Raw genomic sequence first — 25,052 nt, forward strand, 5'->3', positions numbered from 1 at the left:
AGGGGGAAACGTTCGACCTTGCCGTTGGCAACGTCAGCGGAAATCGGCGGCGTGGTCGCCGGCCCACTGCGCGAACGTGCGGGCAGGTCTTCCCGTGACGGCCTCGGCCGTGGGCATGGGGCCGAGGGACGAGGGATCGAACGCCTCGATCTCCGCGGGGTCCGACTCGTCGCCTCCGTAGTCCTCGAAACCGAGCAGGAAGTCGGCGTTCTCCGCCGCGAAACCGCCTTGCGCGAGGTAGATCTCGCGGGCCTGCTGTGGAGTCACCACTTCGAAGCGGATCTCCTCCCCCAACGCCTGGGCGATGAGTTCCACCTGGCGCCGGCGGGTGAGCAGCTCGGGGCCGTTGAGCGTGTACGCCTGGCCGGCATGGCCGTCCTCGGTCAGCGCGAGGACAGCCACGTCCGCGATGTCCTGCTCATGTACCGGGAACCACGCGGCGTCCGGGAGCGGGTCGCGCACCACCCGCTCCGCGCGGATGGACGGGCCCCACAGAGCCAGCTTGTTCATCGCGAACTCACCTGGCCGCACATGCGTCCACTCCAGCCCGGAGGCTTCGGCAGCCCGCTCCACCGGCAGGTGGAAGTCGGTGTCGAAGCCCGTCGTGACCGCACCCGACGACAGCACCACGATGCGCTGCACTCCCGCCGTTCTCGCCATGCCGACCACCTCCTCGGCGGTCGCCGCCACGGGAAAGAGAAAGAGCGCCGTGACGTCCGTCAGCGCCTCCCGCATGGTCTCCGGGCGGGTGAGATCGCCTTCGCAGACCTGGATCCCCGCGGGGAACATCCCCGGCCGCGGGCTGCGGGTCAGGGCTCGCACATCGTGCCCCCGGTCGGCGAGCTGCCGGACGACGTTCCGCCCGACGTTGCCGGTCGCTCCGGTCACCAGAATGGTCATGAATCATCACCCTTCGAAACATCGGCCGGGGCCGCGTGTCGAGCCCCGATGCCGTTCTCCAGCGTGCGGATAACCCACTCGGAAGCGCCGTGGCGCGGCAGCTTCCCCTCGCTGATCGCCGTGCACCCCGCAGCCACATGAGCCCACAGCACGTGTTCGATCCAGTCACAGCTCACCTCGGCGTCCAAAATGCCCTCGGCCTGGCCACGCCTGATCAGGCGATCGACTTCCTCGGCCGCCGGATCCGGTTCGTCCTGGACCGCGATCACCTCGCGGATCCGCGCGTCGCCGTACAGGAACAACACCTGATCCCCGACGTCGAGCATGGCGGTCACCAGCCGGCGCAACGCATCCCGAGCCGGCCCTTGCTCGATCCGCGCGTCCTTCAGCGCTTCATCGAGCAGCCGCAGGCAGTCCGCGATGACCTCGGACACCAGCGTGTCGCGGTCCGGGAAGTACCGCTGAACGGTACTGCGACCGACGTCCGCCGCCGCTGCGATGTCCGCGAGGGAGGCATCACGCCGACGCGACAGCACGGACGCGGCGGCGGCGAGGATCGCACGCCGCGTACGGCCACGGACTCCAGTTGCGCTCGTCACCGACTCAGTATAGCAGTCTGACGCACCAAAACAGGTAACGTGTTTGTCATTATGGGTCATGAGTGCCCCAGAATGACCTGGCGGTGACCACAAGATCTGGCACCTCACATTTCGGCCCGCCACGTCGTCTGACTTTTCACAACCCTCGGGAAGGGAACCGATGACCACGACCGCACTCCGCTCGCTCCTGCCCGGCCCGCCCGCTTCGTCCCCGAGGTGGGTGCGATCGGCGCCACGTGCAGCAGCCATCCGCACCGGGGCACTCCCGGACACCACCATCACCGCCGTGGCGTCGTGGCGGGACGCACCCTGCTTCACCGCCGCCGAGCGGGTCGCGCGGAAGTGGCCGAAGCCGTCTTCACGCCGAACCCGTCCGGCGAGCGCGTCCCCGACGACGCGCTCATCGTCAAGCCGCTCCCCGGTGCACCGCCGGGGCACAACCACAGCTGACAAAGGAAGAGGGCGGCCGCATCCACCCGCGGCCGCCCTCTTCGCACTCACACCTTCGCCGGTTCCTTGCGCCGCACCAGCTTGCGCGCCAGTGGCCACGCCAGCAGCGCCGCCACCAGCACGTACACCGCGATCGCCAGCGGCGAGTTCACCAGCCCGGTCAGGTCGCCGTCGCTGATCTGCAGCGCCCGCCGCATCTGCTGCTCCGCCGCCGGGCCGAGGATCACCCCGATGATCGCGGGCAGCACCGGCAACCCGAAGCGCCGCATGGCGAACCCGATCACACCGATCACGTAGAGCAGGATCAGGTCGATCACCGACCCGCTGACCGCGTAGGCCCCGACGCTGGCGAAGAACAGGATCCCGGCGTACAGGTACGGCCGCGGGATCCGCAGCAGCTTCGCCCACACCGGCGCCATCGGCAGGTTGATCAGCAGCAACAGCACCAGCCCGATGAACAGGCTCGCGATCAGCGCCCACACCAGCGCGGACTCGCGCTGGAACAGCAGCGGCCCGGGCTGGATGCCGTACTGCTGGAACGCCGCCAGCATCACCGCGGCGACCGCCGTGGTCGGCAGGCCCAGCGTCAGCATCGACACCAGCGTGCCCGCCGCCGACGCGCTCGCCGTCGACTCCGGGCCGGCGACGCCCTCGATCGCACCCTTGCCGAACTCCTCCGGCCGGCGCGACAGGCGCTTCTCGGTCACGTACGACAGGAACGTCGGGATTTCCGCGCCACCGGCCGGGATCGCGCCGAACGGGAACCCGATCACCGGCCCGCGCAGCCACGGCTTCCACGTCCGCCGCAGGTCCGACCGGGACAGCCAGGGCCGCCCGACCGGGATCGCCTCGGACTGGTTGTGGCGCAGGTGCGCCGCGACCCACAGCGACTCGCCGACGGCGAACAGTCCGACCGCGACGATCACCACGTCGATGCCGTCCGCCAGGTGCAGCGCACCGAACGTCAGCCGCGACTGCCCGGTCATCTCGTCGAGCCCGACCAGGCCGATCGTCAACCCGATGAGCAGCGACGCGTACCCGCGGACCCGGGACTTGCCCAGCACCGAGGTGACCGCGACGAACGACAACACCATGATCGCGAAGTAGTCCGGCGCGCCGATGTCCACGGCCAGGCCGGCGATCAGCGGTGCGAGCAGCACCAGCGCGATCGTGCCGAGGATGCCGCCGGTGAAGTGCCCGATCGCCGCCGCGGCCAGCGCCTGCGGGCCGCGGCCCTTGCGCGCCATGGGATTGCCCTCGATCGCGGTGACCACCGCCGCGCTCTCCCCCGGCGTGTTCAGCAGGATCGACGTGGTCGAGCCGCCGAACATGCCGCCGTAGTAGATGCCGGCGAACATGATGAACGCCGCGGTCGGGTCGAGGCCGTAGGTCACCGGCAGCAGCAGGGCCACCGCCATCGCCGGTCCGATGCCCGGCAGCACGCCGATCGCGGTGCCCAGCAGGACACCGATCGCGGCGAACATCAGGTGTGACGGGGTCAGCGCGGTGCCGAAGCCCGCCCACAGGTTGGACAGGTCCATCAGCTACAGCACCCCCATCAGCGGGCCGCCGGGCAGCGGAACGCCCAGCAGCACCGTGAACACGAACCAGGTGACCAGCGAGACGCCGGCCGCGATCAGCGGATCCCGCACCAGGTGGCGGCTGCCCAGGGCGTAGGCCGCGCCCCAGAACATGATCGCCGACGACAGCGGGAACCCGAGCGTGTCGATCAGCGCCGCGTTGGCCAGGAACGCTCCCGACAGCAGCAGCACCGTGCGCCAGTCGGCGGGGGCGTCGAGGTCGACGTCCTCCCCCGCCGCGGCCTCGCCGCGGCCGCCGCGCAGCACGTCCCGCGCCAGCAGCAGCGACACGAGCAGCAGCAGCGAGCCGACGAGGATCGGCACCGCCTTCGGGCCGACCGGCCCGCGCTGCGTGAAATCGGTCGGGATGCTGAGCGCGTCGACGAGCACCAGCACCCCGACGGCGAACAGGAACACGCAGACACCCAGCTCGGAGTGCGCGCGCCACCAGGACTTCGGCGTGGCGGGCGTCTCCTTCTCGATCACGCTCATGCCAGCCCCAGCTCCTTCAGCACCGCGGCCACCCGGTCGTTCTCGGCCTTCAGGAACGCGGCGAAGTCGTCACCGGGCTGGAACGCGGGCGTCCACCCGTTGCGCTGCAAGGCGTCCCGCCACTGCGGGGTGTCCTGCAGGCGCGTGAACAACCCGATGAGACGATCCTTGTCGCTGTCGGACAGTCCCGGCGGTGCGACGATGCCGCGCCAGTTGGTGAACGAGACGTCCACACCGGACTCCTTCAGCGTGGGCGCGTCGATGCCCGGCACCCGTTGCGGGCTGGTCACCGCGAGCGCCCGCAGCGCACCGGAGGCGATCTGGTCGCGGGTCTCGCCGATGCCGGAAACACCGAAGCCGACCTTGCCGCCGAGCACGGACGCCATCAGCTCGCCGCCGCCGTCGAACGGGATGTAGTTGACCCGCGACGGCGGGATCCCGGCGGCCTGCGCCATCAGCATCGGCGCCAGGTGATCCGGCCCGCCGGGGGCCGAGCCGCCGCCGACCGGCACGCTGCCCGGATCGGCCCGCCACGCCTCGACCAGCTGCTGGATCGTCTGGTACGGCGAGTCCTTGCTCACCACGACGATGTCGGCCTCTTCGGTCAGCTTCGCGATCGCGGTGGTGTCCTGCAGCGACGACGGCGACTTGTTCGTGTAGACCGAGCCGACCACGCCGAGCCCCATGGACATGGCGAGCTTGCCGTTGCCGCGCTCGTTCACCAGGCGGCCGAGGCCGACCGTGCCGCCCGCGCCGGGCAGGTTGAACACCTCGACGTTGCCGTTGAGGCCGGCGTCCTCGATCGCCTTCACGGCCGTGCGGGCCGTGATGTCGTAGCCGCCGCCGGGTGAGTTGGGGACCATCATCCGCAGGCCCCGGATCTGGGGCCCGGTCTCCTCGCCGCCCGCCGACACCAGCGGGGGGACGAGGAGGAGCGCCACGGCCGCGCCGAGAACGGCGAGCCGGGCCTTGCGATTCTTCATCAGCGCACCTCGTTGTGGAGCTTGGTTGCCCGGCATCGTGCACCGGGGCCGGGCCGCTGTCACCCGTTAGGCACCTATCGATCGTTGTGGTCATTGTGGTCACGGCACGATCGGGCGGCGCGGATGCGATAGTGAGGGGCGTGGGTGCGCAAGGATCGCTGGCCCGCCAGCTGCTGGGCTGGCAGCTGATCATCGTGTTCGCCCTGCTCGCGTGCGTGTTCGGCTACTCGGCCGTGCAGTCCGACCGCACGTTCACCGACACGCAGGGCCGCAAGCTGCTCGCGGTCGCCGAACAGGTCGCCGCGACCGCCGGGGTGCGGGCCAGCCTGGCCGATCCGATCCGGCGGGACGCGCTGCCGGCCTTCGCCGAGAGCGCACGCACGCTGTCCGGCGCGGATTCGGTGATCATCGCCGCGCCCGACCGGATCGTCCTCACCTCCCCCGACCCGAACCAGCTGCGCACCCGGCTGCCGCTGGGCGCGAGCACGGTGCTGCAGGGCCGCGCGTGGGTCGGCGAGATCTCCGCGCAGCTCGTGGCGCACGTGCCGGTGATCGGGGACGCCGGGCAGATCGTCGGGATCGTCGCGGCCGGCACCGAGACGCCCGGCTTCTTCGAGGGTGTGGCGAACTCGCCCAGCGCCGCGCTGACGATGCTGGGCATCGCCACGGTCGTCGGGGTCGCCGGGTCGCTGCTGCTCACCTGGCGGGTGAAACGGCAGACGCTGGGCATGGAGCCGCGGGAGATCACCGCGCTGGCCGAGCACCGGGAAGCGCTGCTGCACGGCATCAAGGAGGGCGTGCTCGGCCTGGACGACCAGCACCGCGTCACGCTCGTCAACGACCAGGCCCGCGACCTGCTGGCGCTGCCCGCGGACTGCGTGGGACGGCCGGTCGAGGAGCTGGGGCTCAACGAGCGGCTCACCGACGTGCTCACCGGCCGGGCGCACGGCGTCGACCAGATCGGGCTGCGGGCGGGGCGGGTGCTGGCGCTCAACCGGATGCCGATCGCGCGCGGCGCCGTGGTGACGCTGCGGGACCGCACCGAGCTGGCCGCGCTGCGCGAGGAGCTGGAGGCGACCTCGCGGGCCACGGACACGCTGCGCGCCCAGGCGCACGAGTTCAGCAACCGCCTGCACACCATCGCCGGGCTCATCGAGCTGGGCGAGTACGACGAGGTGCGGCACTACGTCGACCTGGTCAGCGAGGCCCAGACGAAGTGGCACGAGGAGGTCACCGCGCACATCGCCGACTCGGCGGTCGCGGCGCTGCTCATCGCGAAGGCCAGCCTGGCCGCCGAGCGGGGCGTGGGCCTGCGGCTGGCGCCGGGCACGCGGCTGGACGATGTGGACGGCCAGCTGTCGGCGGACCTGGTGACGGTGGTCGGCAACCTCGTCGACAACGCGCTGGACGCGCTGGCCGGGCGGGACGGCGACTGGATCGAGGTGGAGATCCGGCAGGACGCCGGGGCGGTGTCGGTGGTGGTGCGGGACTCCGGGCCCGGGGTGGCGCCGGAGATCGCGACCGAGGTGTTCACGCACGGGTTCACCACGAAGGCCGCCGAGCACGGCGGCCAGCGCGGGCTCGGGCTGGCGCTGACCCGGCAGACCTGCCTGCGGCGCGGCGGTTCGGTGGCGGTGCACAACGCCGACGGCGCGGTGTTCACCGCGGTCCTGCCGACGCGGGCGGAGGTGCCGCGGTGATGCGGGTCCTGGTGGTGGACGACGACTTCATGGTCGCGAAGGTCCACAGTGGATACGTGGCGCGCACGCCCGGGTTCACCGTGGCCGGGGTCGCGCACACCGGCGCCGAGGCGTTGCGCGCGGCGCGCGAGCTGCACCCGGACCTGGTGCTGCTGGACATCTACCTGCCCGATGTGGACGGGCTGTCGGTGCTGCGGCAGCTGCGGGCCGACCCGGCGACGCAGGACATCGACGTCCTGATCATCACGGCCGCGCGGGACGTGGAGACCGTGCGGGGCGCGCTGCGCGGCGGCGCGCTGCACTACCTGATCAAGCCGTTCTCGTCGTCGGCGTTGCAGGCGCAGCTGGCGGAGTTCGCCACGCTGCGGCGGAAACTGCACCGGCTGGCGCAGCGCAGCACCGCCGGGCAGGAGGACGTGGACGCCGTCTTCGGCGCCCGCACGCCGAAAGCGCTGCCGAAGGGGCTGACCGAGCAGACGGCCGAGCTGGTGCGGCAGGCGTTGCAGGCGCACCCGGACGGGCTGTCGGCCAGCGAGTGCGCGGGCGTGACGGACCTGTCGCGGCCCAGCGCCCGGCGGTACCTGGAGCACTTCGTCGCCGCCGGACGGGCCGAGGTGCGGCTGCGCTACGGCGGGACGGGCCGCCCGGAGCGGCAGTACCACTGGCGCGGCTGAGCGTCGGAGAGCGTGTCGTGCTCGTCGGTGAGGAGGACGATGCGTGCGGGGGTCTGTTGCCGGACGGGTGGCCCGGAGGTGCTGGAGATCCGGGAACTGCCGGTGCCCGCGGTGCGGGAGGGCTGGAGCCTGGTGCGGGTGCGGGCGCGGGTGCGGGTGCGGGTGCGGGTGCGGGTGCGGGGCTGCACCGGTCGGAGCTGCGGACCCGGCAGGGGCATTCCCCGGGCGTGGTGTTCCCGCGGGTGCTGGCCGCCGATCAGGACGACGCTGCCTGGGACGTCCTGGCCGCGCTGCCCGGGACGTACCTGACCGCGCGGGGCGCGCGTGGGGTGGTGCCAGGCGAGCGGTTGCACTTCGACTCCGGTGGGTCGCCGGCCGAGGCCGTGCACGCGATCTGGCCCTGCGGCCCGGACCACGTGCTGGACCTGGTCGGGGCGGGCACGGCGGTGGATTCGCTGCAGGTGGCGCGACGCGGCGGGACGGTGTGCGTGGCGGGCTCGCTCAGCGGGCGGGTGATCCCGGAGCTGGAACCGATCGCGATGATCCCGACCGGAACCCGGCTCACGGCCTTCCACAGCCGCACCGTGCAGGGCAGCGCGGCGGTGTTGCAGCGGATCGTGGACGAGGTCGAGGCGGGCCGCTGCCGGCCGAACCTGCATCGCGTGTTCGGGCTGGACGACGTCGTCGCCGCGCACCGCTGCATGGAGGACGACCGGGCCACCGGGAAGCTCGTCGTGGTGCCCTAGGGTGTTGCGCGGTGAGCACTTCCGAGGCGATTCCCGTGGTCCTGGTCGCCGGTTACCTGGGCTCGGGCAAGACGACACTGGTCAACCACCTGCTGACGCACGCCCGCGACCACCGCATCGGCGTGATCGTCAACGACTTCGGCCGCATCAACGTGGACGCGCTGGCGGTGGCGGGGCAGGTCGACGCGATGCTGCCGATGGGCAACGGCTGCCTGTGCTGCGCGGTCGACACCGCGGGCCTGGACCGGATGCTGGCGCGGCTGGCCGAGCCGGAGCTGGGCATCGACGCGATCGTCATCGAGGCCAGCGGTCTCGCCGAGCCGCGCGACCTGGTCCGGATGCTGCTGGCCAGCGAGAACCCGCGGATCGCCTACGGCGGACTGGTCGAGGTCGTGGACGCGGCCGAGTTCGCGGCCAACCGGGTGCGCCACCCCGAGCTGGACGAGCACCTGCGGTTCGCCGATCTGGTGGTGCTGAACAAGATCGACCGGTGCGACGATCCCGGGGTCCTGGAGCTGGTCCGCAAGGTCAGCGACGGGCGGCCGGTGGTGCGTGCCTCCTTCGGCGCGATCGACCCGGGCCTGTTGTTCGACGCGCGGGTGCGGGAGCCGGTGGCGCGGCAGTTGTCGTTCGACGACCTGCGGCACTCCGACGGCGACGATCACGTGCACCTGCACGACGCCTACCGCAGTGTGGAGTTTTCGAGTGACACGCCGATCCACCCGCGGCGGCTGCTGGCTTTTCTGACCGAGCGGCCGGCCGGGCTGTACCGCATGAAGGGGCCGGTGCACTTCGGCGTGCCCGGTCACCAGGACCGGTTCCTGCTCCAGACCGTCGGCCCGTACCTGCGGTTCCACCGGTCGCCGTGGGGTGCGGAGGCGCCGGCGACGCGGCTGGTGCTGATCGGGACCGGCCTCGACGAGGACGACCTGCTGGCGCGGCTGGCGGCGTGCGCGGAGCCGGACCCCGCGGCGCTGACCGAGCGGGCGATCCTGCCGCTGCTGAAGTACTGCGAGTAGGAATGCCCGGGCTGTCCGGTTCGTCGTAGGTGGAATGAGGATCGGCGAGCTGGCCCGGCGGACGGGCGTCAGCGTACGACGAGGACGCGGTCGCGAGGCGGCGTGGATCAAGGCGGCTCACCACCTTCGCCGGGGTCGTGGCGGGGCCCTGGGATGAAAGACGGGGCAGCCTCTGTCGCCGCCCGCGCGCATGCATAAGACTGTCCAGGTGACCGACGAACTCATCAAGCCCGCCGACCTCGAGCTCGCGGACGCGCTCAGCGCCGTCGTGCGCACGCTCGAACCGGAGCCGGACGTCGAGCGGACGGTCGCGACCATCGTCAACGCGGTGGCGACGACCGTGCCGGGCACCGAGGACGCGGGCATCTCCCTGCTCGAAGCGGGGAACCTGACGACCGTCGCCCCGTCGAGTGACCGGGTGGCCCGCCTCGACGAGCTTCAGCACGAGCTCGGCGAGGGGCCGTGCGTGGACGCGGTGTTCGCCGACATCACCTACCGCACCGGCGACATCGCGGCGGACGTGCGCTGGCCGAAGTTCGGCGACGCCGCCGCCGCGCTGGGCGTCAACTCGATGCTCGCCGTCCGCCTGTTCACCGGGAAGACCCTGCTCGGCGCGCTCAACCTGTTCTCCTCGGCGCGGGAGGCGTTCGACGAGTCCGCCGAGCACGTCTGCGGCCTGTTCGCCGCGCACGCCGCCGTCGCGCTGGCCGGGTCGCGTGCCCAGGCGCAGCTGCGCAACGCCCTGGAATCCCGCGACGTCATCTCGATGGCCAAGGGCATCCTGATGGAACGCCACCGGGTGACCGACGACCAGGCCTTCGACCTGCTGGTCCGCGCCTCGCAGAACACCAACCGCAAACTGCACGAGGTCGCCCGCTGGCTGGTGACCGGCACCAACAACGCGATCAACGACGGCAACTAGCCGAACGATCCGCCCCGGCCCTCGCCCGCCGCGAAGCGTTGCGCTCCGCTCGTCGCGTCGGCGGCCAGGGAGACCATGCCGTGCCGCCATTCGTTCGCCATCGCGGCCCGTTCGTCCAGCCCGTCCTGCTCCAGCAGCGACAACCGGTCCTCGCGCAGGCACGTCTGCGGGAACTTCGCGATCGCCGCCGCCAGTTCCTCCGCCGCGGCCCGCTCGGTGCCCGCGGGCACGACCCGGTTCGCCAGCCCCATCCTCGCCGCGGCGTCCGCGGGCACCGGGCGGCCGGTCAGCACCAGGTCCATCGCCTGGCTCGCGCCGATCAGCCGGGGCAGGCGCACCGTGCCGCCGTCGATCAGCGGCACGCCCCAGCGGCGGCAGAACACCCCGAACACCGCGTCCTCGGCGGCCACCCGCAGGTCGCACCACAGCGCCAGCTCCAGCCCGCCGGCCACGGCGTGCCCGGCGACCGCGGCGATCACCGGTTTGCCCATCCGCAGCCGCGTCGGCCCCATCGGCCCGGGACCGTCCTCGCCCAGGCGGTTGCCGCGCTCGGTGCCCACCGCCTTGAGGTCGGCGCCGGCGCAGAACGTGCCCCCTTCGCCCCACAGCACGGCGACCGCGGCGGACGGGTCGGCGTCGATCGCCTCGAACGCCTCCAGCAGGGCCTGGGCGGTCGGCCCGTCGACGGCGTTGCGCGCGTGCGGACGCGACAGGATCACGGTGTGCACCGGGCCGGCGCGCTCGACCCGGACGGCAGGTTCGATCATGCGGTCACGCTGTCACACGGTCGCCGCCTTGTCACTCAGCCCGGCGTCGCCGGGCACCGGTCAGGCCAGCGCCTCCACCGCTTCGGCCAGGGTGCGCAACTGCCGCGTCCCGTCCGGTAGCGGCACCGCGTCCCAGCCGGGGCCCGCCACGAACAGGCGCGTGCCGGTCAGCTCTCCGGTGGGTACCTGGCGCGCCAGCTCCGCCGAGTGCGCCCACACCACCGTCGCCGGGGGTTTGCGGATCGTGACCGTCGTCAGCAGCGACCGGGGCGGCACCCGCGCGCCCAGTGAGATCGTGCCGCGGCCGCGCTCGGCGAGGGCGTGCCGCAGCACCTCCAGCGGCAGCGAGTGCTGCTCGTCGGGCGCGCACGCGAGCAGCACCGACGCCGATCCGGTCTGTCCCGGCGGGACGGCGTGCAGTGCGGCGATGATCCCGTCGGTCGCGAGGTGCTCGACCTCGACCGGTCCCCCGGGCTCCGCGCACCGCTCACCCAGCTCCTGCAGGAACGGCACGAGCAGCTTCTGCCACGTGTCCACGGTGCCGTGCCGGTCGAGGAAGCCGACCACGATGCGGCGGAACGCGTCCGGGTCGAGCTTCTCGGCGGCTCCGCGCAGTGACCGCCGCCGCCGGCTCGCCACCCGATCGGGGACCTGGGCGGGCGAGGCGATCGGCAGGGTGGCGCCCGCGCTCACCGTCGCGGCCGCCGTCGCCACCGGCACGCCCTGACGCACCAGGTGCACCACGCGCTCCAGGCGCCGCAGGTCGCCGACCGTGTACCGGCGGTGCCGACCCGGTTCGCGGGAGCTCGGCCCCAGCCCGTGCCTGCGGTCCCAGCTCCGCAGGGTCGCCACCGCGACACCGAGCCGGCTCGCCACCGCGGCGGGGGTCAGCACCGCTTCGGGCGGTACCGCTTCGCGCGCGGCCTGCCCCGTGCGGCTCATCAGTTCACGCCTCCCGATGACTTCCGGTCACCGCCGCACCGGCGGATCCATCATTCGATTGTGCAACATCACGGCCGCGCGCGGTTGCCGATCAACTCGATCACCGGCCGGCGTGACTCGTCCGGACGAGGGTTACTGGAACGATCGGTTGGCAATACGCTAGGCTCCCGGTCATGGCGAGGACCAAGGAGTTCGACCCCGACGCCGCGTTGCACGCCGCGCTGGAGCTGTTCTGGCGCCAGGGCTACGAGGCCACCTCGATGCAGGACCTGGTCGGCCACCTGGGCGTCAACCGCGCCAGCCTGTACGCCACCTACGACAGCAAGCACGACCTCTACCTGCGCGCCCTGGACCGGTACTGCGAGATGCGCGGCGTCCAGACGATGACCGCGCTCAACCGGCCCGGCCCGGCGCTGGACGCGGTCCGCGACTTCGTCCGCGGCTACGCCGCCGAGTGCCACGAAGACACCGACCGCAAGGGCTGCCTGGTCACCAACACCGCGACCGAACTGCTGCCCCGCGACGCGAAGGCGGCGCGCCGCGTGGACATCGCCTTCGGGGAACTGGAGGCGGCGCTGGCCGGCACCCTCACCCGCGCCCAGCACGAGGGCGGCCTCGCCGCGGACAAGGATCCGCGCGCGCTGGCCCGCTTCCTGGTCACGTTCGTCCAGGGCATCCGCGTCGTGGGCAAGACCGACGACGCCCGCCGCCTCGACGAAGCCGTGGACCAGGCGTTGTCCCTGCTCTCCTGACAGCCCTCGTGGCTGGGCCGCTTTTTGGAACGAACAGTTGTCTATGGAAGGAGTGCGCATGCCGCGCGCGATCTACCTGCTGAGCCTCGGCGTGTTCGCGATGGTCACCAGCGAATTCGTCGTGGCCGGCCTGATGCCCCAGCTCGCCGGCGGGCTGGGCGTCACGGTTCCGCAGATCGGCTACCTCATCACCGCCTTCGCGGTCGCGATGGCCGCGGGCGGCCCGGTCCTCACCGTCGCCCTGATGCGGCAGAACCCGAAGACCGCGCTGATGGTGTTGTTCGCGATCTTCCTGGCCGGCAACGTCCTGGCCGCCACCGCGAGCGACTACGGCACGATGCTGGCCGCCCGCATCGTCACCGGCGTCGCCGCGCAGGCGTTCTTCGGCATCGCCGTCTCGTTGACCGCGCAGCTCACCCGCCCCGAGGTGCGCGGCCGCGCGATCGCCGTGGTGATGAACGGCCTGATGCTCGGTACCCTGCTCGGCCTGCCGCTGGCGACCGTCGTCGGCGAGCACTTCGGCTGGCGCGCCGCGTTCTGGGCGATCGGCGCACTCGCCGCGGCCGCCGCGCTGGCCACGCTCGCCGGGGTGCCCGCGCTCGCGCCGTCCGCCGACGGTGGCACCTTCCGCGAGGAGCTGGGCGTGTTCCGCACCCCGCGGCTGTGGCTGGCGCTGTCCACCAGCACGCTCGTCATCGGCGCCACGTTCTCCGCGTTCAGCTACTTCACGCCGATCCTCACCGAGGTCACCGGGTTCGCCGGCAGCACCGTGCCGCTGCTGCTGGTCGCCTACGGCGCGGCCACCGTGGTCGGCAACCTGGTCGTCGGGCGGCTCGCCGACCGGCACACGGTGCCCGTCCTGGTGACCGGTCTCGCGCTGAACCTCGTCTTCCTCGCCGCGTTCGCCCTGCTCGCGGACCTGCCCGCGCCGGCGGTGGTGGCGATGCTCGGCATCGGGCTGGTCGGCGTCACGATGAACCCGGCGATGGTGACCCGCGTGCAGCGCGCCGGCAACGCCCGCCCGCTGGTCAACACGGTGCACTCGTCGTTCATCACGCTCGGCGTCATCCTCGGGTCCTCGCTCGGCGGGCTGGTGATCGAGACCTCCGGGTTGCGTGCGCCGCTGTGGCTGGGCGCCGGGCTCGCGGCCCTCGGCCTGCTGACCGTGCTGCCCGAACTGCTGCGCCGCCCGGCACCCGCGCCGGCCATGCAGCCGTGCGCCTGACCGGACGGGCAGCAGCGGTTCGCGGCCGGATCAGCCTGTCCGCCCGGCATTCCCGCCCGTGGTCAGCACGCCGTCGACCCGGCGCGGGATGCCGAGCGGGTTGCCGTCGCGGAGCGCGGCGGGCAGCAGCGGCTGGGGCATGTCCTGGTAGGTGATGGGACGCAGGAACCGCCGGATCGCCGTGGCGCCCACCGACGTGTGCAGGACGGCCGTCGTCGCGGGCCACGGGCCGCCGTGGTGTTGCGACCAGGTCACCGCCACGCCCGTGGGCCAGCCGTTGTGGACGAGACGCCCGACCCTGGCGCCGAGCGCCGCCACGGCGGAGGCGGCGCCGGGGTCGTCCGGCTCGGCGTGCACCGTGCCCGTCAGCGACCCCGGGACGCGGGCGAGCGCGGCCGCGAGTTCCTCCTCGGTGGAGTAGGTGACGAGAACCGTCACCGGGCCGAAGCACTCCTCCGTCAGGACGGCGGCGTTGGCCAGGAACGTCCGGGCATCGGCGGTCACCACCTGCGGGGCCACCCGGTGCCCGCCGCCGGCCGGCTCCCGCCCCGTCCAGCAGGGCGCGCACTCCCGGGACGTTCAGCAGTCGTCGCAGGCCCTCGCGGAATCCGGCTTCGATCCGCGCGGTGAGCAGCGGGGCGACCTCCGCCGCGGCGACCCGCTCCGCGACCCGGCCGGACAGGCCGGCCGCCTCGGGCACGAACACCAGCCCGGGTTTGGTGCAGAACTGCCCGCTGCCGAGCATCGCGCTGCCCGCCAGGCCGTCCGCGATCTCGTCCGGCCGGGCCGCTCCCGCGGCGGCCGTCACCACGACCGGGTTGACGCTGCCCAGCTCGCCGTAGAACGGGATCGGATCGGGCCGCGCCACGGCGATGTCGAACAGGGCGCGGCCACCGCCGGGCAAGCCGGTGAACGCGACGGCGGTGACCGCCGGATCCGCCACCAGGGCCCGGCCCGCCGCCTCGCCGTGCACCAGGGTCAGCACACCGTCGGCGGCACCGGCGTCGGTCAGGGCGGCGGTCAGGATCTCCGCGGTGCGCACCGAAAACCCCGGATGCCCGGGGTGCGCCTTGACGACGACCGGGCAGCCGGCGGCGAGGGCGCTCGCGGTGTCGCCACCGGCCACCGAGAAGGCGAACGGGAAGTTGGACGCGGCGAAGACCGCCACCGGGCCCAGCGGGACGAGCATGCGGCGCAGATCGGTGTGCGGGGGCACCGCCTGCGGGTCGGGACCGTCCAGCGTGGCCTCGCAGAACGCGCCGTCCCGGAGGACCTCCGCGAACAGGTCGAACTGCGCGGCGGTGCGGGCGAGCTCGCCGGTGAGGCGCGGCCGGCCGAGCGCGGTCTCGGCATCGGCCAGTGCCACGAGCTCGTCGGAGTGGTCGCGCAGCGCCTGGCCGAGAGCCGCGAGCAGCGCGGCGCGCTCCGGGAAGGCGAGCCCGCCCAGCCACGGCGCGGCGCGCCCCGCGCGCGAACACACGTCGCGGATCCGATCCGGTGTGGTGTCGGCGATCTCCGGGCCGATCGCGGCTCCGGTGCGGGGATCGATCGCGCGGCTCATCGGCCACCTCCTCCGGTCACGGGGCAGCGCAACGGTTTCCCGGCCAGCGCGCGTTCGGCCTCTTCGGCGGCCAGCCGTTGCAGCGCGGCCGGCGAACTGTCCGAATAGCACGTCGCGTGCGGGGTGAACAGGATCTGCGGCAAATCGCGCAGCGGCGAGTCCGCGGCGCGGCCGCGGCCACCCGGCCCGTCCGCACCGCCCCGGCGAGCGCGTCGTGGTCGACCAGCCCGCCACGCGAGGTGTTGACCAGGACCGCCCCTTCGCGTATCCGGGAGAACGCCGCGGCGCCGAGCAGGTGCCGCGTCCGCGGGGTCAGCGGTGCGTGCAGCGAGACCGCGTGCGACTCGCGCAGCAGCGTGTCCAAGTCGGTGTGAGGGTGATCCCGTCGGCGGGCTCGGCGTAGGGATCGTGCGCGATCACGCGGAAACCGAACGCGGCGAGCCTGCGGTGCACCGCGAGCCCGATCCGGCCCAGGCCGACCAGTCCGACCGTGGTGTCGGCGAAGCCGGGGATCGAGCCGAGATCGCGCGGGGCGCACCAGCCGGTCTCGCGGATGCGGCGGTCGTATGCGGGGATCCTGCGCAGCAGCGTCAGCAGCAGGGCGACGGTGTGGTCGGCGACGGTGTCGCTGCCGTAGTCCGGCACCGTGGCCACCGAGATCCCGCGCGCCCGTGCCGCGGCGACGTCCACGTTGTCGTAGCCGATGCCGTAGCGGATCACCGTCGCGCCGGGCGCCATCGCCGCGAGCACCGCGTCCGTCACCGGGGCGAAGTTCACGAACGCCACGTCGGCGCCGTCCACGGCCCGGATCGTCTCGTCCTCGCTGCGGCAGGCGTGCACCGAGAACTCCGCGCCGAAGCGCTCGGCGACGGCGGCCTCGTCCGCCACCCCGCCGAAGGCGTGATCGGTGACGACCACCCGGGTCACGAGCCCACCTCCACCGCGCCGCGCAACAGGCCGCGCCCGGCGAGGTTCGCCATCAGCGCCCGGATGCCGAAGGTCCAGTCCGCGGCCGCTTCCGCGGTGGTGACGACGTTGACCAGGGTGCCGAGGGCGGGCGAGCTGATCGCGACGACATCGCCCCGCCGGTGGGTGAAGCCCTGCCCCGGTTCGCCGCGGTCCTCGATCGGCGCGAACATCGTGCCGGTGAACAGGACGAACCCGTCGGGGTAGCTGTGGTGGGCTCCGTGCGCGTGCCGGATCAGGTCGGTGAGGTCCCGGCTGATCTCGCTCACCGGGTTGACGCCGTGCAGCGTGAACCCGTCGCTGCCGGTGATGTCCAGCGCGACCTCGGTGGCTCGCGCGTCGTCCAGCGTGAAGCCGTCGTCGAACAGCCGCAGGAACGGGCCGATCGCGCAGGAGGCGTTGTTGTCCTTCGCCTCGGTGAGCAGGAGCGCGCTGCGTCCCTCGAAGTCGCGGAGGTTCACGTCGTTGCCCAGGGTGGCGGCGACCGGCGTGCCGGACGAACTGACCGCGAGCACCAGCTCGGGCTCCGGGTTGTTCCAGGTCGAGCGGGCCAGCACGCCGATCTCGGCACCGGTGCCCACGGCGGACAGGACGGGCGCCTTGGTGAAGATCTCCGGATCGGGCCCGATGCCGGCCTCGAGGTACTGGGACCACAAGCCCTCCTCGACCAGCACGTCCTTGACGCGGGCCGCCTCCGGCGACCCCGGGCGCAGCTGGGCGATCCGGCCGCGGACGACCTCGGCGATCCGGGACCTGATCTCCTCGGCCCGGCCCGGATCCCCCTTCGCGCGCTCTTCGATCACGCGCTCGAGCATGCTGCGGACGAACGTCACCCCCGCCGCCTTGAGGACCTGCAGGTCGACCGGGGCGAGCAGGTGGGGAACGCTCCGGTCGCGCCGCAGCGTGGCCTCGATCAGCGCGGACAGCTCCCAGTGCCCGCCGCCCTGGTGCCCGCGGACGAGCGAGACCGCGTCGTGCCGGTCCAGCAGTTCGGAGACCGTCGGGGCGACGTGGGTCAGGTCGACGGCGCGGTCGCCCCGGACCGCCGCCACGCACGGCCCGCCGACCGCGGGATCGAACACGCGGGCCACCAGGGTGGCCCGCGCGGCGTCGGCGGGGAGCACGGCCCCGGAGTAGGCGTGCAGGTTCATGGATCGGCAGCCCTCCTCGTCGCGCGCCACATCCGGGCGCCGTTAACGTCCTATCATCGTACAAAGATGCCGTCAATCGGGCCGATTCTCCGCCACGGAGGCGCACAGGAGGAACCGCGCAGCGCGGTTTATCGTACGATCGCCGAATGGCCGAAGCACTCCACAAGCGCCTGTCGGAAACCCTCGCGGACAAGCTGCAGGACGAGATCGTGCGGCTGGCACCCGGCGAGCGGCTCCCGACGGAAGCCGAACTCGCCCGCCGCTTCGACGTGTCGCGCACCGTGGTGCGGGAAACGGCCCGGCTGCTGATCCAGCGCGGGCTGGTCACCGTGAAGCCCGGTCGCGGCATGGCCGTCGCGGAGCTGGACGGACGGCTCATCGCCGAGCAGTACGGCCTGCTGATGCGCCGCAGCGAGGGCTCGTTCGCCCAGCTCCTCGAACTGCGCCTGGTGCTCGAGGTCGAGATGGCGCAACTGGCCGCGGCGCGGCGGACCGAGCAGCACCTCGCCGACCTCGAAGACGCCAACCGCCGGCTGGCCGACGCGCTCGGCCGGCCCGAGGCCCGCGACGAATTCCTGGACGCCGACCTGCGGTTCCACGAAATCGTGGCGCAGGCGAGCGGCAACCCGTTCTTCTCCCTGGTGATCCGCCCGCTCAACGGGTTCCTGCGCGACACCTACCGCACCGGGCCCGGATACCCGTCCGAAGCGGCCAACACCCTGGAAGAGCACGTCCAGATCGCCGAGGCGATCGCCGCCGGCGACCCGTCACGCGCCCGCTTCGCCACCGAGAACCACCTGCGCCGCGTCATGCGGCACCGGGACCGCCTGCTGGCGGAGAACCAGGCGGTCCCGGCCCGCACCTGACCCCCGCCCTCTTGCGCGACACGCGACTCCCACCCTAAGGTCCGATTATCATACAAAAATCGACAAGAAGTTCTCCGTCTCGCCGTTCCTGCCCGTGCACGGCCGGTACCGGATGCGCCTGCCGCTGCCCGGCGACGACCTGGCCGACGTCCGGGCCCCGTTCGCCGCGCGCATGGCGACCCTGGTGCCCGAACCCCTCCAGGCGCTGCGCCGGTTCGCCGACGCCCGCAAACCGGCCGGCGAACGCGACACCATCTCGGGGGCGCAGGCCAACATCTCGCGGCACTACGACCTGTCCAACGAGCTGTTCGCCGAGTTCCTCGACGAGACCATGACCTATTCCTCAGCCTGGTTCGCCGGCGACACCGACGACCTCGCGACCGCGCAGCGGCGCAAGATCGACGGCATTCCGGACCTGGCCGGAGTCCGCGACGGCACCCGGCTGCGGGAGATCGGCACCGGCTGGGGCGAACTGGCCCTGCGCGCCGCGCAGCGCGGCGCGCAGGTCACCACCCTCACCATCTCGGCCGAGCAGCAGACGCTGGCGCGCAAGCGTCTCGCCGAGGCCGCGTCGCGGACCGGGTGGAGGTCGTCCTGTCCGACTACCGCGAGGCCCACGGCAGCTACGACGCCATCGCCAGCGTCGAGATGATCGAAGCGGTCGGCGAAGAGTACTGGCCCGCCTACTTCGCCACGCTCGACCGGCTCCTGGCTCCCGGTGGCCGGATCGGGCTGCAGGCCATCACCATGCCGCACGACCGCATGCTCGCCACCCGCCACTCCTACACGTGGATCCACAAGTACATCTTCCCCGGCGGGCAGCTGCTGTCCCGGGAAGCGATCACCGACGCCGTCGGCCGCCACACCGGGCTGCGCATCGGCACCCGGCGCAGCCTCGGCGATTCCTACGCACGCACGCTCCGCCTGTGGCGGCAGCGGTTCCTCGACGCCTGGCCCCGCATCACCGAACTCGGCTTCGACACCTTCCGCCGGATGTGGGAGTTCTACCTCGCCTACTCCGAAGCCGGGTTCCGCGGCCGGTACCTCGACGTCGTCCAGTTCGGCCTCGGCAAGCCCTGAACCGCGCGCGACACCGGGGAGGGCGAGCGGGGAACACCGGCAATCCGGGGCGGCCGCGGCACCGAATCGCGAAAACCGGTGGTGGTCTCCCTGCTGCCGTGGCAGACCGACGCGAAAGGACCGACGTGACCGGCCACCTGCACGCGCTTTCCGGCGCCTACGCCCTGGATGCGCTCCCTCCCGAAGAGCTCGCGCGCTTCGAGGAACACCTCGTCGGCTGCCCCGCGTGCCAGGCCGAGGTCGCCGGGTTCCGCACGACCGCCGCCCGGCTGGCCGCCGCGGCCGCCCGAACCCCACCCCCTGGCATGAAGGGGCTGGTTCTCCGCAGCGTCGCCCGGGTGCGCCAGTCCGCGCCGCGGTCGTGGCCGTCCCGGCGCACGGCTCGCCGGATGGCCCGCGCCGCGGTCCTGCCCACCGCCGCGGCGGCGATGGTGGCCGCGGGGCTCGGCATCCAGACGGCCGGCCAGCAACGCGACGAGTTCGCCGCCGCGCAGCAGCACCTGAGCGAGGTCAACACGGTGCTCGGCGCCCCGGACGCGGCCACGCGCTACGACGCCGGCCACACGGACCGGGCCCGGGTCGTGGCGTCCCGCCTCCACGGCAAGGCTGTGGTGCTGGCGGGCTTGCCGCCCCTCGATCCGGCTCGCACCTACCAGGTCTGGCTCCTGGGGCCGGCGGCGGCGCGGTCGGCCGGTGTGCTCACCGCCGAGACCCCCCACCAGTGGCAGCCGCTGCTCGTCGCGCTGCCCCCGGACACCAACCGCGTCGCCATCACCGCCGAACCCGCGCCGGGCTCCGTGCAGCCCACCAATCCCGCGGCCGCGATGGTGTTCCTCGGCTGAGCGGTTGGCCGGCGATCGTCCGGTGTGTCACCAGGACCCGGTCCGGCGCACGGCCCCGACGACGGCGGCCCACGGCGGCAGGCACCGCCCGGCCGGCGGCGGGACCAGCCACTGCCCGGGCAGGGCGACGATGGGCGCGACGAGCATCGAGCGGACGAGCTGGTGGTTGACCTCGCCGGTCAGGGGATCGGCGAGGACCGGCAGGCCAGTACCTCGGAGTAGTACCGAGCGGACGGGGGACACGGCTGGATGACGATGGACATGGCGGTTCCGCTGAGGGGCTGGAGTCGCTACCGCGGTGCCGAACGGTGGACACCCGGTTCGTAGCGGCCTACAGGTGATTCGCCACCCACCCCCCGCCGGCTTGCCCCGGGCTGGTCCGGTGAGTGGCCCGGAACAACTCGGGGACGGCTGGTCGGCGTGACCGCATGCGACGACGCACAACAGGGTCGATCCCTAGTACGTCCGGGAAGCCAAAGCGGCCAGCCGCCGGTGTCGACAGGCCGATCGGAACCGCGTGCGATCAACTCTTGACGGCCACGCCTGCCGACGCCAGCGACAGCAGGCCCGACGGGACCTCGCCAGCTGGTCGAGACGCCACGTCCTGGGCAACTGCAGTTCTTCAGAACGCCATGCCCAGAACGGCGCCGAGCTCGGTCGCCACGGTGGCGTAGCTGACGACGCCATGAGCCCCGCCGGACGCCCAATGCCGCGAGACCTCAGCGTCGACTTCGCCGGCACCGATCGCGTCGATGACCAACGTATGCGGTCCACGGCGGCGAGTAACGGCACCGACAGCTCGAGCACCCGCTGCCGATGCGCCTCGATGAGTTGGTCACGTCGCTGCACGTAGTTGCCATGGTCAGAACCGCCGCCGAGGTCCCCGCGCCTGCCAAAATGCCCGGCGGCCCAAGCGCTTCTGGGCAAATCGACGGGGACGTGCGACCGGACTCCTGCTGCAGCATGCCTCAGCTCTTCGTACGCACGCCGTTTCCGGAGCACTGCTGCCTGGATCCGCGACCTCCGGTCATGTTCCGCCGCTTCGCGCTGCTTCACAAGCCACCTGAGCGCCCACGTGCGTACCAGCCGTAGAAGCCCCTATTCCGGGCGTAATCACAGGCAGGCGTTGCCGTAACCCAGGTAGAGCGGGGCGGTGTCCGGGGCTGAGGCAGCCGCGGACATGTTCCGACCGCTCCTTGTCCATTCGGGAAGTACGCCGTGCAGCCTCAACAGCTCGGCGAATTCGGTCGTCGGCAGGCGGGCAGCCATGGGGCAGGTCTTCGCCCTGTGCTCGTGCACCCAGGCCAAGGGGATCGCCTCCTCCGCTCGGCCGTCGAACACCTCGGCGATGGTCGGATTGCGGCTGCATCGCCTTCATCACCTGCACGAGGGCACCACTGGGCATCAGCGCCACGCCGAGGGTGGTGAACGCAGCGGAAGCGTCGGTCACCGCCAGGTCCGCTTGGTTGCGGCCGACTCCTCGTTGCCGGCACCGAGCGAGTCCACTGGCTCGGTCTGCTCGTCCTCGCCGTCGACCGGTGGCTCCTGTCCCAGCAGCAGATCCCGGGCGCGTTCGAGACGGGATGCGGCGGCGAGCATGCTCTGCGCGGCGCTGTCGAATGCAGATCCGGCATCAGGGCCAGCGTCGCCTCCGTAGCGAGGTCCGGAGATGAGACAGTGGACCAACACCAAGGTGCACGACATCAGAATCGCCAGACCAACCAGTTCATCACGGTTCGGCCCAGCTCATCCAGCCACCGCCAGTGCGGTTGCTGCACATGCAGGTACGCCATCAGTCCGCAGATGATGAAGCAGAGCGTCCAGTACATTTTAGCGAACTCGACCATGGCAGCGGTGGTGCCCGCGACAGCCGCGATGCCCAGCACAATCGCCCACAGGGGAACCGGCAACGGGAACACGGCGAGACACACCCCGGTGAAGAGCGCCAGGGCAATCGCGGGAACCGGCGCCAAGACGTCCTCGGAATCGGCGAACACCGCTCCCGCCAGCGCGAGCCCGAGCAGAGTGACTGTACCGGCGCCGAGCCAACCGGTGCCCATCACACCCGCCGAGGCGGAACCAGCGACGAGGAGGCCGGGAAGTAGTCGTTGCGAGGGGTAGATGTCCAAGTCCCCCTGGGTCCACCAGAACGACGCGACACCGGACAAGGAAAGGCCGACCACGAACACGCTCACGACCAGCGCGGCGATGTTGCCGATTCCGAGCCCCGTGAGGTCGGTTATCCGACCGAACGCGCTTCCCAGCACGAACGGGGCGAGCACGCTGAAGAACCAGACCACCACACCGATGGCGAAGACAGCGCATGCCGCCGCAGCACCCAGTTCATCTCCCGCCGTTCTACTGCCGGCCGTCGCGGATGCACCGCCCGTCGTCAAGGACGTAGCCGTCGTCCTCGCCCACTCGACCAGCCCTGATTGCCCCGGCATCGGGTGGCCCTCGGTTCCCGGCAGCGGATCGGCACCCGCCCACAAGGGCCCGGTCAGCAATGCTCGAGCACGCGCGGCCACTGCCGGCTCGGGGTCACCGGCCAGGCGCGCGAGCACCTCCTCGTCACCTTCGCCCGCCCCTCCACGCAGCTCGATTCCCTCCAGCAGCGCCAGCTTCAGGTTCGAATTGCCGGCGACCAGGTCGACGACGTCGGCCGGATGAGAACCGCTGGTCCCCGGCACCGGGGAAGCTGCGATGTACAGGGTGCCCTCGATGCCGAACTCGGCCTGCGGTCGCTGGGGGGAACCGGACTGTCGAACGTGGTCGTAGACGTAGTCGTACAACTCCTCAACATCAACGAGGCCGTCGTTGTCCTTGTCGGCATCACCGGTGCGCAGGCCCTCGACCAACACCCCGGTGAAGATCGACGGTGTCGCGGACCCGGTCACGGTCGGGGTCGCACCGGCGGTGACCTCGTACGAATACTGCACTGCGGACGACGAGGTGATCACCGCCCGGCCCCGTCCGCGCAACTGGGGCACCACGTCGACACGCTCGCCCGTCCTGTGCCGTGAATTCACGAGGAACGCACCCGCGTAGCAGCAGTCCAGCAGCACCACGATGCGGCGGGAACGGCTGCGCTCCATCTGCTCGCGCACCCAGTCCCCGTCGATGGCGGTAGACTGAAGCCGCCGCGAGTTCGAGTTCCGCATGACGAAATACAGCCGGCCGTCATCGCCCTTCACGCCGTGCCCCGAGACGTAGAGCAGCACCAGATCGTCGGGCCGGGCTTCGGAGAACAGGTCGTCGATCGCGATACGGACCTCATGCTCGGCTGCGTTGTGCAGCAGAGTGACGTCGTACCTCCCGATGCGCGGGTCCGCCAGGACGGCCTGGAGCGCTTCAGCGTCTGCCTTCGGCGCGTCGAGCTGGCGGAACGTTTCGTCGGCGTAGGTGTCGGTCGTGATGACCAGCCCGATCCTCCGCTCCCCCACCGCGCCGAACCTCCGCTTCCGAGCAGTCAACGCCGACGATCGTACAAGTTCCGTGATCAGCTCGTTGCCGGTTGTGGCATCCTGGGGTCGTTCCGGATGAAAGGACGTGCTGGTGCGTGCGGTGGTGCAGGTCGAGGCCGAGGACGGCGATCTCGAAGAACGAGAACGTTTGACCCGATTGCTCCGCAACGAACTCCTGGCTGCCGACGTCGACGACGTCGAATATGCGCGCGACGGACATGCCCCCGATGGCGCCAAAGGAAGCGTGGACAGCGTCGGCGGCCTGGTGGTCGCCCTCGCCGACTCGGCGGTGCTGAGCGCCGCGCTGACGGGGCTCACCCAGATCGTGAGAGGGTGGATCACTCGGGGGCGGGGCCGCCGGGTGAGCATCACCATCGATGACCACGTCCTGGAACTGTCCGACGCCGAACCCGCGCAGCAACAGCAACTGGTGGACGCGTTCATCACCGCAGTTCGGCAGGACCGCCAGAACTGATCAGCAACGGCCGTGCTCGGAGGGGCATCGGCGGTTCGCCGGGAGGCGGTGCCAGACGCTGGTCCCGGACATGACCGAAGCCCGGACCGCCGTGAGGGCGGTCCGGGCTCGGAGTGGTACTGCCGGGTTCTTACTTGTTCGTGCCGGGGGTGAGGACGGTGTCGATGACGAAGACCGTCGCGTTCTTGGTGGGGATGTTGCCGCACAGCACCTTGGCGCCGTTGACGGTCATGTTCTCGCCGCTGCCGGCGATCTTGACCGAGCCGCCGTCGGTGTTGAGCGTCTGGGCCGTGGCGGCGTCCTGCAGGCCCTTGGCGTCGTAGCGCTGCGGCAGCACGTGGTACTGCAGGATCGGGGCGAGCTGGGACGGGTTCTGGGCCAGCTCGTTGAACTTCGCGTCACCCAGGGCCTGGAAGGCGCTGTCCGCCGGGGCGAACACCGTGATGGCTTCCTGGCTGTTGAGGGTGTCGACCAGGTTGGTCGCCTTGACCGCGGCGACCAGTTTGGTCAGCAGCGGGTTGGTGGAGGCCGCGCTGGCCACCGGCTGCGGGCCCATCGAGTCCAGCGAGCCCGGCGCGTTGCCCTGCGGCAGCTGGCCACAGGCCGGACCGAACACGTCGGCGTTGGTGGTCACACCGGTGGCCGCGCCGCTCGACATCGGCGCGGACATCGAGCCCGAGGGCGCCGTGGTGGGGCTGCTCGGGCTGGAGGCGGAGTCGTCACCGCTGCTGCCGCAGGCGGCGAGGGAGAACATCGCGGCGGCGGCGAGGCCGGCTCCGGCGTAGCGGGCAGTCTTCACGAGGAATCACTCCATTTCGGGATTGGCGGGGCCACGCGAGTGGATGCGCGCCCTGCTGTCATCGGGTATTCGGCGGTGCCCGGGTTCCGGATTGGAC

24 protein-coding genes and 3 pseudogenes are annotated in these 25,052 nt (G+C 71.9%); 11 read left to right on the top strand and 16 right to left on the bottom strand.

Annotated elements, in window-relative coordinates; all coding sequences use genetic code 11:
* Positions 1 to 33: 33 nt before the first annotated feature.
* The 5 genes from D0D28_RS06475 to D0D28_RS06500 form a co-directional block, all read right to left on the bottom strand.
* Positions 34 to 900, bottom strand: a complete 867-nt coding sequence (locus D0D28_RS06475) for an SDR family oxidoreductase (RefSeq protein ID WP_116110057.1) — start codon at positions 898 to 900, stop codon at positions 34 to 36.
* Complete coding sequence (locus D0D28_RS06480; RefSeq protein ID WP_240323111.1) at positions 897 to 1,499, bottom strand: TetR/AcrR family transcriptional regulator; 603 nt, start codon at positions 1,497 to 1,499, stop codon at positions 897 to 899. Before D0D28_RS06480 ends, D0D28_RS06475 begins: the two co-directional genes overlap by 4 nt.
* 497 nt (positions 1,500 to 1,996) lie before the next feature.
* Positions 1,997 to 3,490: a tripartite tricarboxylate transporter permease gene (locus D0D28_RS06490; protein WP_116110059.1), complete on the bottom strand. Its 1,494-nt coding sequence runs from the start codon at positions 3,488 to 3,490 to the stop codon at positions 1,997 to 1,999.
* Positions 3,491 to 3,493: 3 nt separating this feature from the next.
* Complete coding sequence (locus tag D0D28_RS06495; RefSeq protein WP_116110060.1) at positions 3,494 to 4,021, bottom strand: tripartite tricarboxylate transporter TctB family protein; 528 nt, start codon at positions 4,019 to 4,021, stop codon at positions 3,494 to 3,496.
* Positions 4,018 to 5,004: a Bug family tripartite tricarboxylate transporter substrate binding protein gene (locus tag D0D28_RS06500; RefSeq protein WP_116110061.1), complete on the bottom strand. Its 987-nt coding sequence runs from the start codon at positions 5,002 to 5,004 to the stop codon at positions 4,018 to 4,020. Before D0D28_RS06500 ends, D0D28_RS06495 begins: the two co-directional genes overlap by 4 nt.
* Before the next feature lie 140 nt (positions 5,005 to 5,144).
* Between D0D28_RS06500 and D0D28_RS06505 the strand changes: the two genes are divergently transcribed.
* The 5 genes from D0D28_RS06505 (at position 5,145) to D0D28_RS06525 (ending at position 10,065) form a co-directional block, all read left to right on the top strand.
* The gene (locus tag D0D28_RS06505; protein WP_116110062.1) at positions 5,145 to 6,704 is read left to right on the top strand and encodes a sensor histidine kinase; all 1,560 of its coding nucleotides are present in this window, start codon (positions 5,145 to 5,147) and stop codon (positions 6,702 to 6,704) included.
* Entirely contained in the window at positions 6,701 to 7,378 is a 678-nt protein-coding gene (locus D0D28_RS06510; RefSeq protein WP_205413192.1) for a response regulator, read from the top strand. The genes D0D28_RS06505 and D0D28_RS06510 overlap by 4 nt, the downstream gene beginning before the upstream one ends.
* Before the next feature lie 227 nt (positions 7,379 to 7,605).
* Entirely contained in the window at positions 7,606 to 8,124 is a 519-nt protein-coding gene (locus D0D28_RS06515; protein WP_233157187.1) for a zinc-binding dehydrogenase, read from the top strand.
* A 35-nt stretch (positions 8,125 to 8,159) separates the two neighbouring features.
* On the top strand, positions 8,160 to 9,143 hold the full coding sequence (locus D0D28_RS06520) for a CobW family GTP-binding protein (RefSeq protein ID WP_094004998.1): 984 nt from the start codon (positions 8,160 to 8,162) through the stop codon (positions 9,141 to 9,143).
* A gap of 208 nt (positions 9,144 to 9,351) precedes the next feature.
* Positions 9,352 to 10,065 (top strand): GAF and ANTAR domain-containing protein, encoded by a 714-nt coding sequence (locus D0D28_RS06525; RefSeq protein ID WP_094004885.1) that lies wholly within the window; start codon positions 9,352 to 9,354, stop codon positions 10,063 to 10,065.
* Here D0D28_RS06525 and D0D28_RS06530 read toward each other — a convergent pair.
* Entirely contained in the window at positions 10,062 to 10,832 is a 771-nt protein-coding gene (locus D0D28_RS06530; protein ID WP_116110063.1) for a crotonase/enoyl-CoA hydratase family protein, read from the bottom strand. The two genes, D0D28_RS06525 and D0D28_RS06530, sit on opposite strands and share 4 nt — an antisense overlap.
* A gap of 60 nt (positions 10,833 to 10,892) precedes the next feature.
* On the bottom strand, positions 10,893 to 11,774 hold the full coding sequence (locus D0D28_RS06535; RefSeq protein ID WP_116110064.1) for a MerR family transcriptional regulator: 882 nt from the start codon (positions 11,772 to 11,774) through the stop codon (positions 10,893 to 10,895).
* Positions 11,775 to 11,947: 173 nt separating this feature from the next.
* On the opposite strand from D0D28_RS06535, the gene D0D28_RS06540 reads away from it, so the two are divergent.
* Both D0D28_RS06540 and D0D28_RS06545 read left to right on the top strand, forming a co-directional pair.
* Positions 11,948 to 12,526 (top strand): TetR/AcrR family transcriptional regulator, encoded by a 579-nt coding sequence (locus tag D0D28_RS06540; RefSeq protein ID WP_094004882.1) that lies wholly within the window; start codon positions 11,948 to 11,950, stop codon positions 12,524 to 12,526.
* Positions 12,527 to 12,584: 58 nt separating this feature from the next.
* Positions 12,585 to 13,751, top strand: a complete 1,167-nt coding sequence (locus D0D28_RS06545; RefSeq protein WP_116110065.1) for an MFS transporter — start codon at positions 12,585 to 12,587, stop codon at positions 13,749 to 13,751.
* Between the two features lie 30 nt (positions 13,752 to 13,781).
* On the opposite strand, the gene D0D28_RS36580 is transcribed toward D0D28_RS06545, so the two are convergent.
* The 4 genes and pseudogenes from D0D28_RS36580 to D0D28_RS06560 all read right to left on the bottom strand — a co-directional run bounded on the left by D0D28_RS36580 (position 13,782) and on the right by D0D28_RS06560 (position 17,429).
* Positions 13,782 to 14,255, bottom strand: a complete 474-nt coding sequence (locus D0D28_RS36580; protein WP_240323112.1) for an aldehyde dehydrogenase family protein — start codon at positions 14,253 to 14,255, stop codon at positions 13,782 to 13,784.
* A gap of 241 nt (positions 14,256 to 14,496) precedes the next feature.
* Positions 14,497 to 15,312 (bottom strand): annotated as a pseudogene (locus tag D0D28_RS36585) (aldehyde dehydrogenase family protein); the annotation flags it as partial.
* A 16-nt stretch (positions 15,313 to 15,328) separates the two neighbouring features.
* Positions 15,329 to 16,239 (bottom strand): annotated as a pseudogene (locus D0D28_RS06555) (C-terminal binding protein).
* Positions 16,236 to 17,429, bottom strand: coding sequence for a fumarylacetoacetate hydrolase family protein (locus D0D28_RS06560; RefSeq protein ID WP_116110066.1), 1,194 nt, complete (start codon positions 17,427 to 17,429; stop codon positions 16,236 to 16,238). The pseudogene D0D28_RS06555 and the gene D0D28_RS06560 overlap by 4 nt, the downstream one beginning before the upstream one ends.
* Positions 17,430 to 17,575: 146 nt before the next feature.
* On the opposite strand from D0D28_RS06560, the gene D0D28_RS06565 reads away from it, so the two are divergent.
* The 3 genes and pseudogenes from D0D28_RS06565 (at position 17,576) to D0D28_RS06575 (ending at position 20,217) form a co-directional block, all read left to right on the top strand.
* On the top strand, positions 17,576 to 18,295 hold the full coding sequence (locus tag D0D28_RS06565; protein WP_094004877.1) for a FadR/GntR family transcriptional regulator: 720 nt from the start codon (positions 17,576 to 17,578) through the stop codon (positions 18,293 to 18,295).
* 136 nt (positions 18,296 to 18,431) lie between these two features.
* A pseudogene (locus D0D28_RS06570) lies at positions 18,432 to 19,375 on the top strand (class I SAM-dependent methyltransferase); the annotation flags it as partial.
* 125 nt (positions 19,376 to 19,500) lie between these two features.
* The gene (locus D0D28_RS06575) at positions 19,501 to 20,217 is read left to right on the top strand and encodes an anti-sigma factor (RefSeq protein ID WP_116110067.1); all 717 of its coding nucleotides are present in this window, start codon (positions 19,501 to 19,503) and stop codon (positions 20,215 to 20,217) included.
* A 27-nt stretch (positions 20,218 to 20,244) separates the two neighbouring features.
* Here D0D28_RS06575 and D0D28_RS35510 read toward each other — a convergent pair whose 3' ends face one another.
* The 4 genes from D0D28_RS35510 to D0D28_RS06585 form a co-directional block, all read right to left on the bottom strand.
* Positions 20,245 to 20,460: a hypothetical protein gene (locus D0D28_RS35510; protein ID WP_094004875.1), complete on the bottom strand. Its 216-nt coding sequence runs from the start codon at positions 20,458 to 20,460 to the stop codon at positions 20,245 to 20,247.
* Positions 20,461 to 20,839: 379 nt separating this feature from the next.
* Positions 20,840 to 20,977, bottom strand: a complete 138-nt coding sequence (locus D0D28_RS35515; RefSeq protein ID WP_158224409.1) for a hypothetical protein — start codon at positions 20,975 to 20,977, stop codon at positions 20,840 to 20,842.
* Positions 20,978 to 21,663: 686 nt separating this feature from the next.
* Positions 21,664 to 21,816: a hypothetical protein gene (locus D0D28_RS35520; protein ID WP_162830994.1), complete on the bottom strand. Its 153-nt coding sequence runs from the start codon at positions 21,814 to 21,816 to the stop codon at positions 21,664 to 21,666.
* A 104-nt stretch (positions 21,817 to 21,920) separates the two neighbouring features.
* Positions 21,921 to 23,690, bottom strand: coding sequence for a caspase family protein (locus D0D28_RS06585; RefSeq protein WP_162830995.1), 1,770 nt, complete (start codon positions 23,688 to 23,690; stop codon positions 21,921 to 21,923).
* Between the two features lie 82 nt (positions 23,691 to 23,772).
* Between D0D28_RS06585 and D0D28_RS35525 the strand changes: the two genes are divergently transcribed.
* Positions 23,773 to 24,156, top strand: coding sequence for a hypothetical protein (locus D0D28_RS35525; protein ID WP_162830996.1), 384 nt, complete (start codon positions 23,773 to 23,775; stop codon positions 24,154 to 24,156).
* A 130-nt stretch (positions 24,157 to 24,286) separates the two neighbouring features.
* Here D0D28_RS35525 and D0D28_RS06590 read toward each other — a convergent pair whose 3' ends face one another.
* Positions 24,287 to 24,955, bottom strand: a complete 669-nt coding sequence (locus D0D28_RS06590; RefSeq protein WP_116110070.1) for a fasciclin domain-containing protein — start codon at positions 24,953 to 24,955, stop codon at positions 24,287 to 24,289.
* Between the last annotated feature and the right edge of the window lie 97 nt (positions 24,956 to 25,052).

This window comes from Amycolatopsis ruanii (assembly GCF_003385175.1).
Taxonomy (GTDB): domain Bacteria; phylum Actinomycetota; class Actinomycetes; order Mycobacteriales; family Pseudonocardiaceae; genus Amycolatopsis_E; species Amycolatopsis_E thermalba.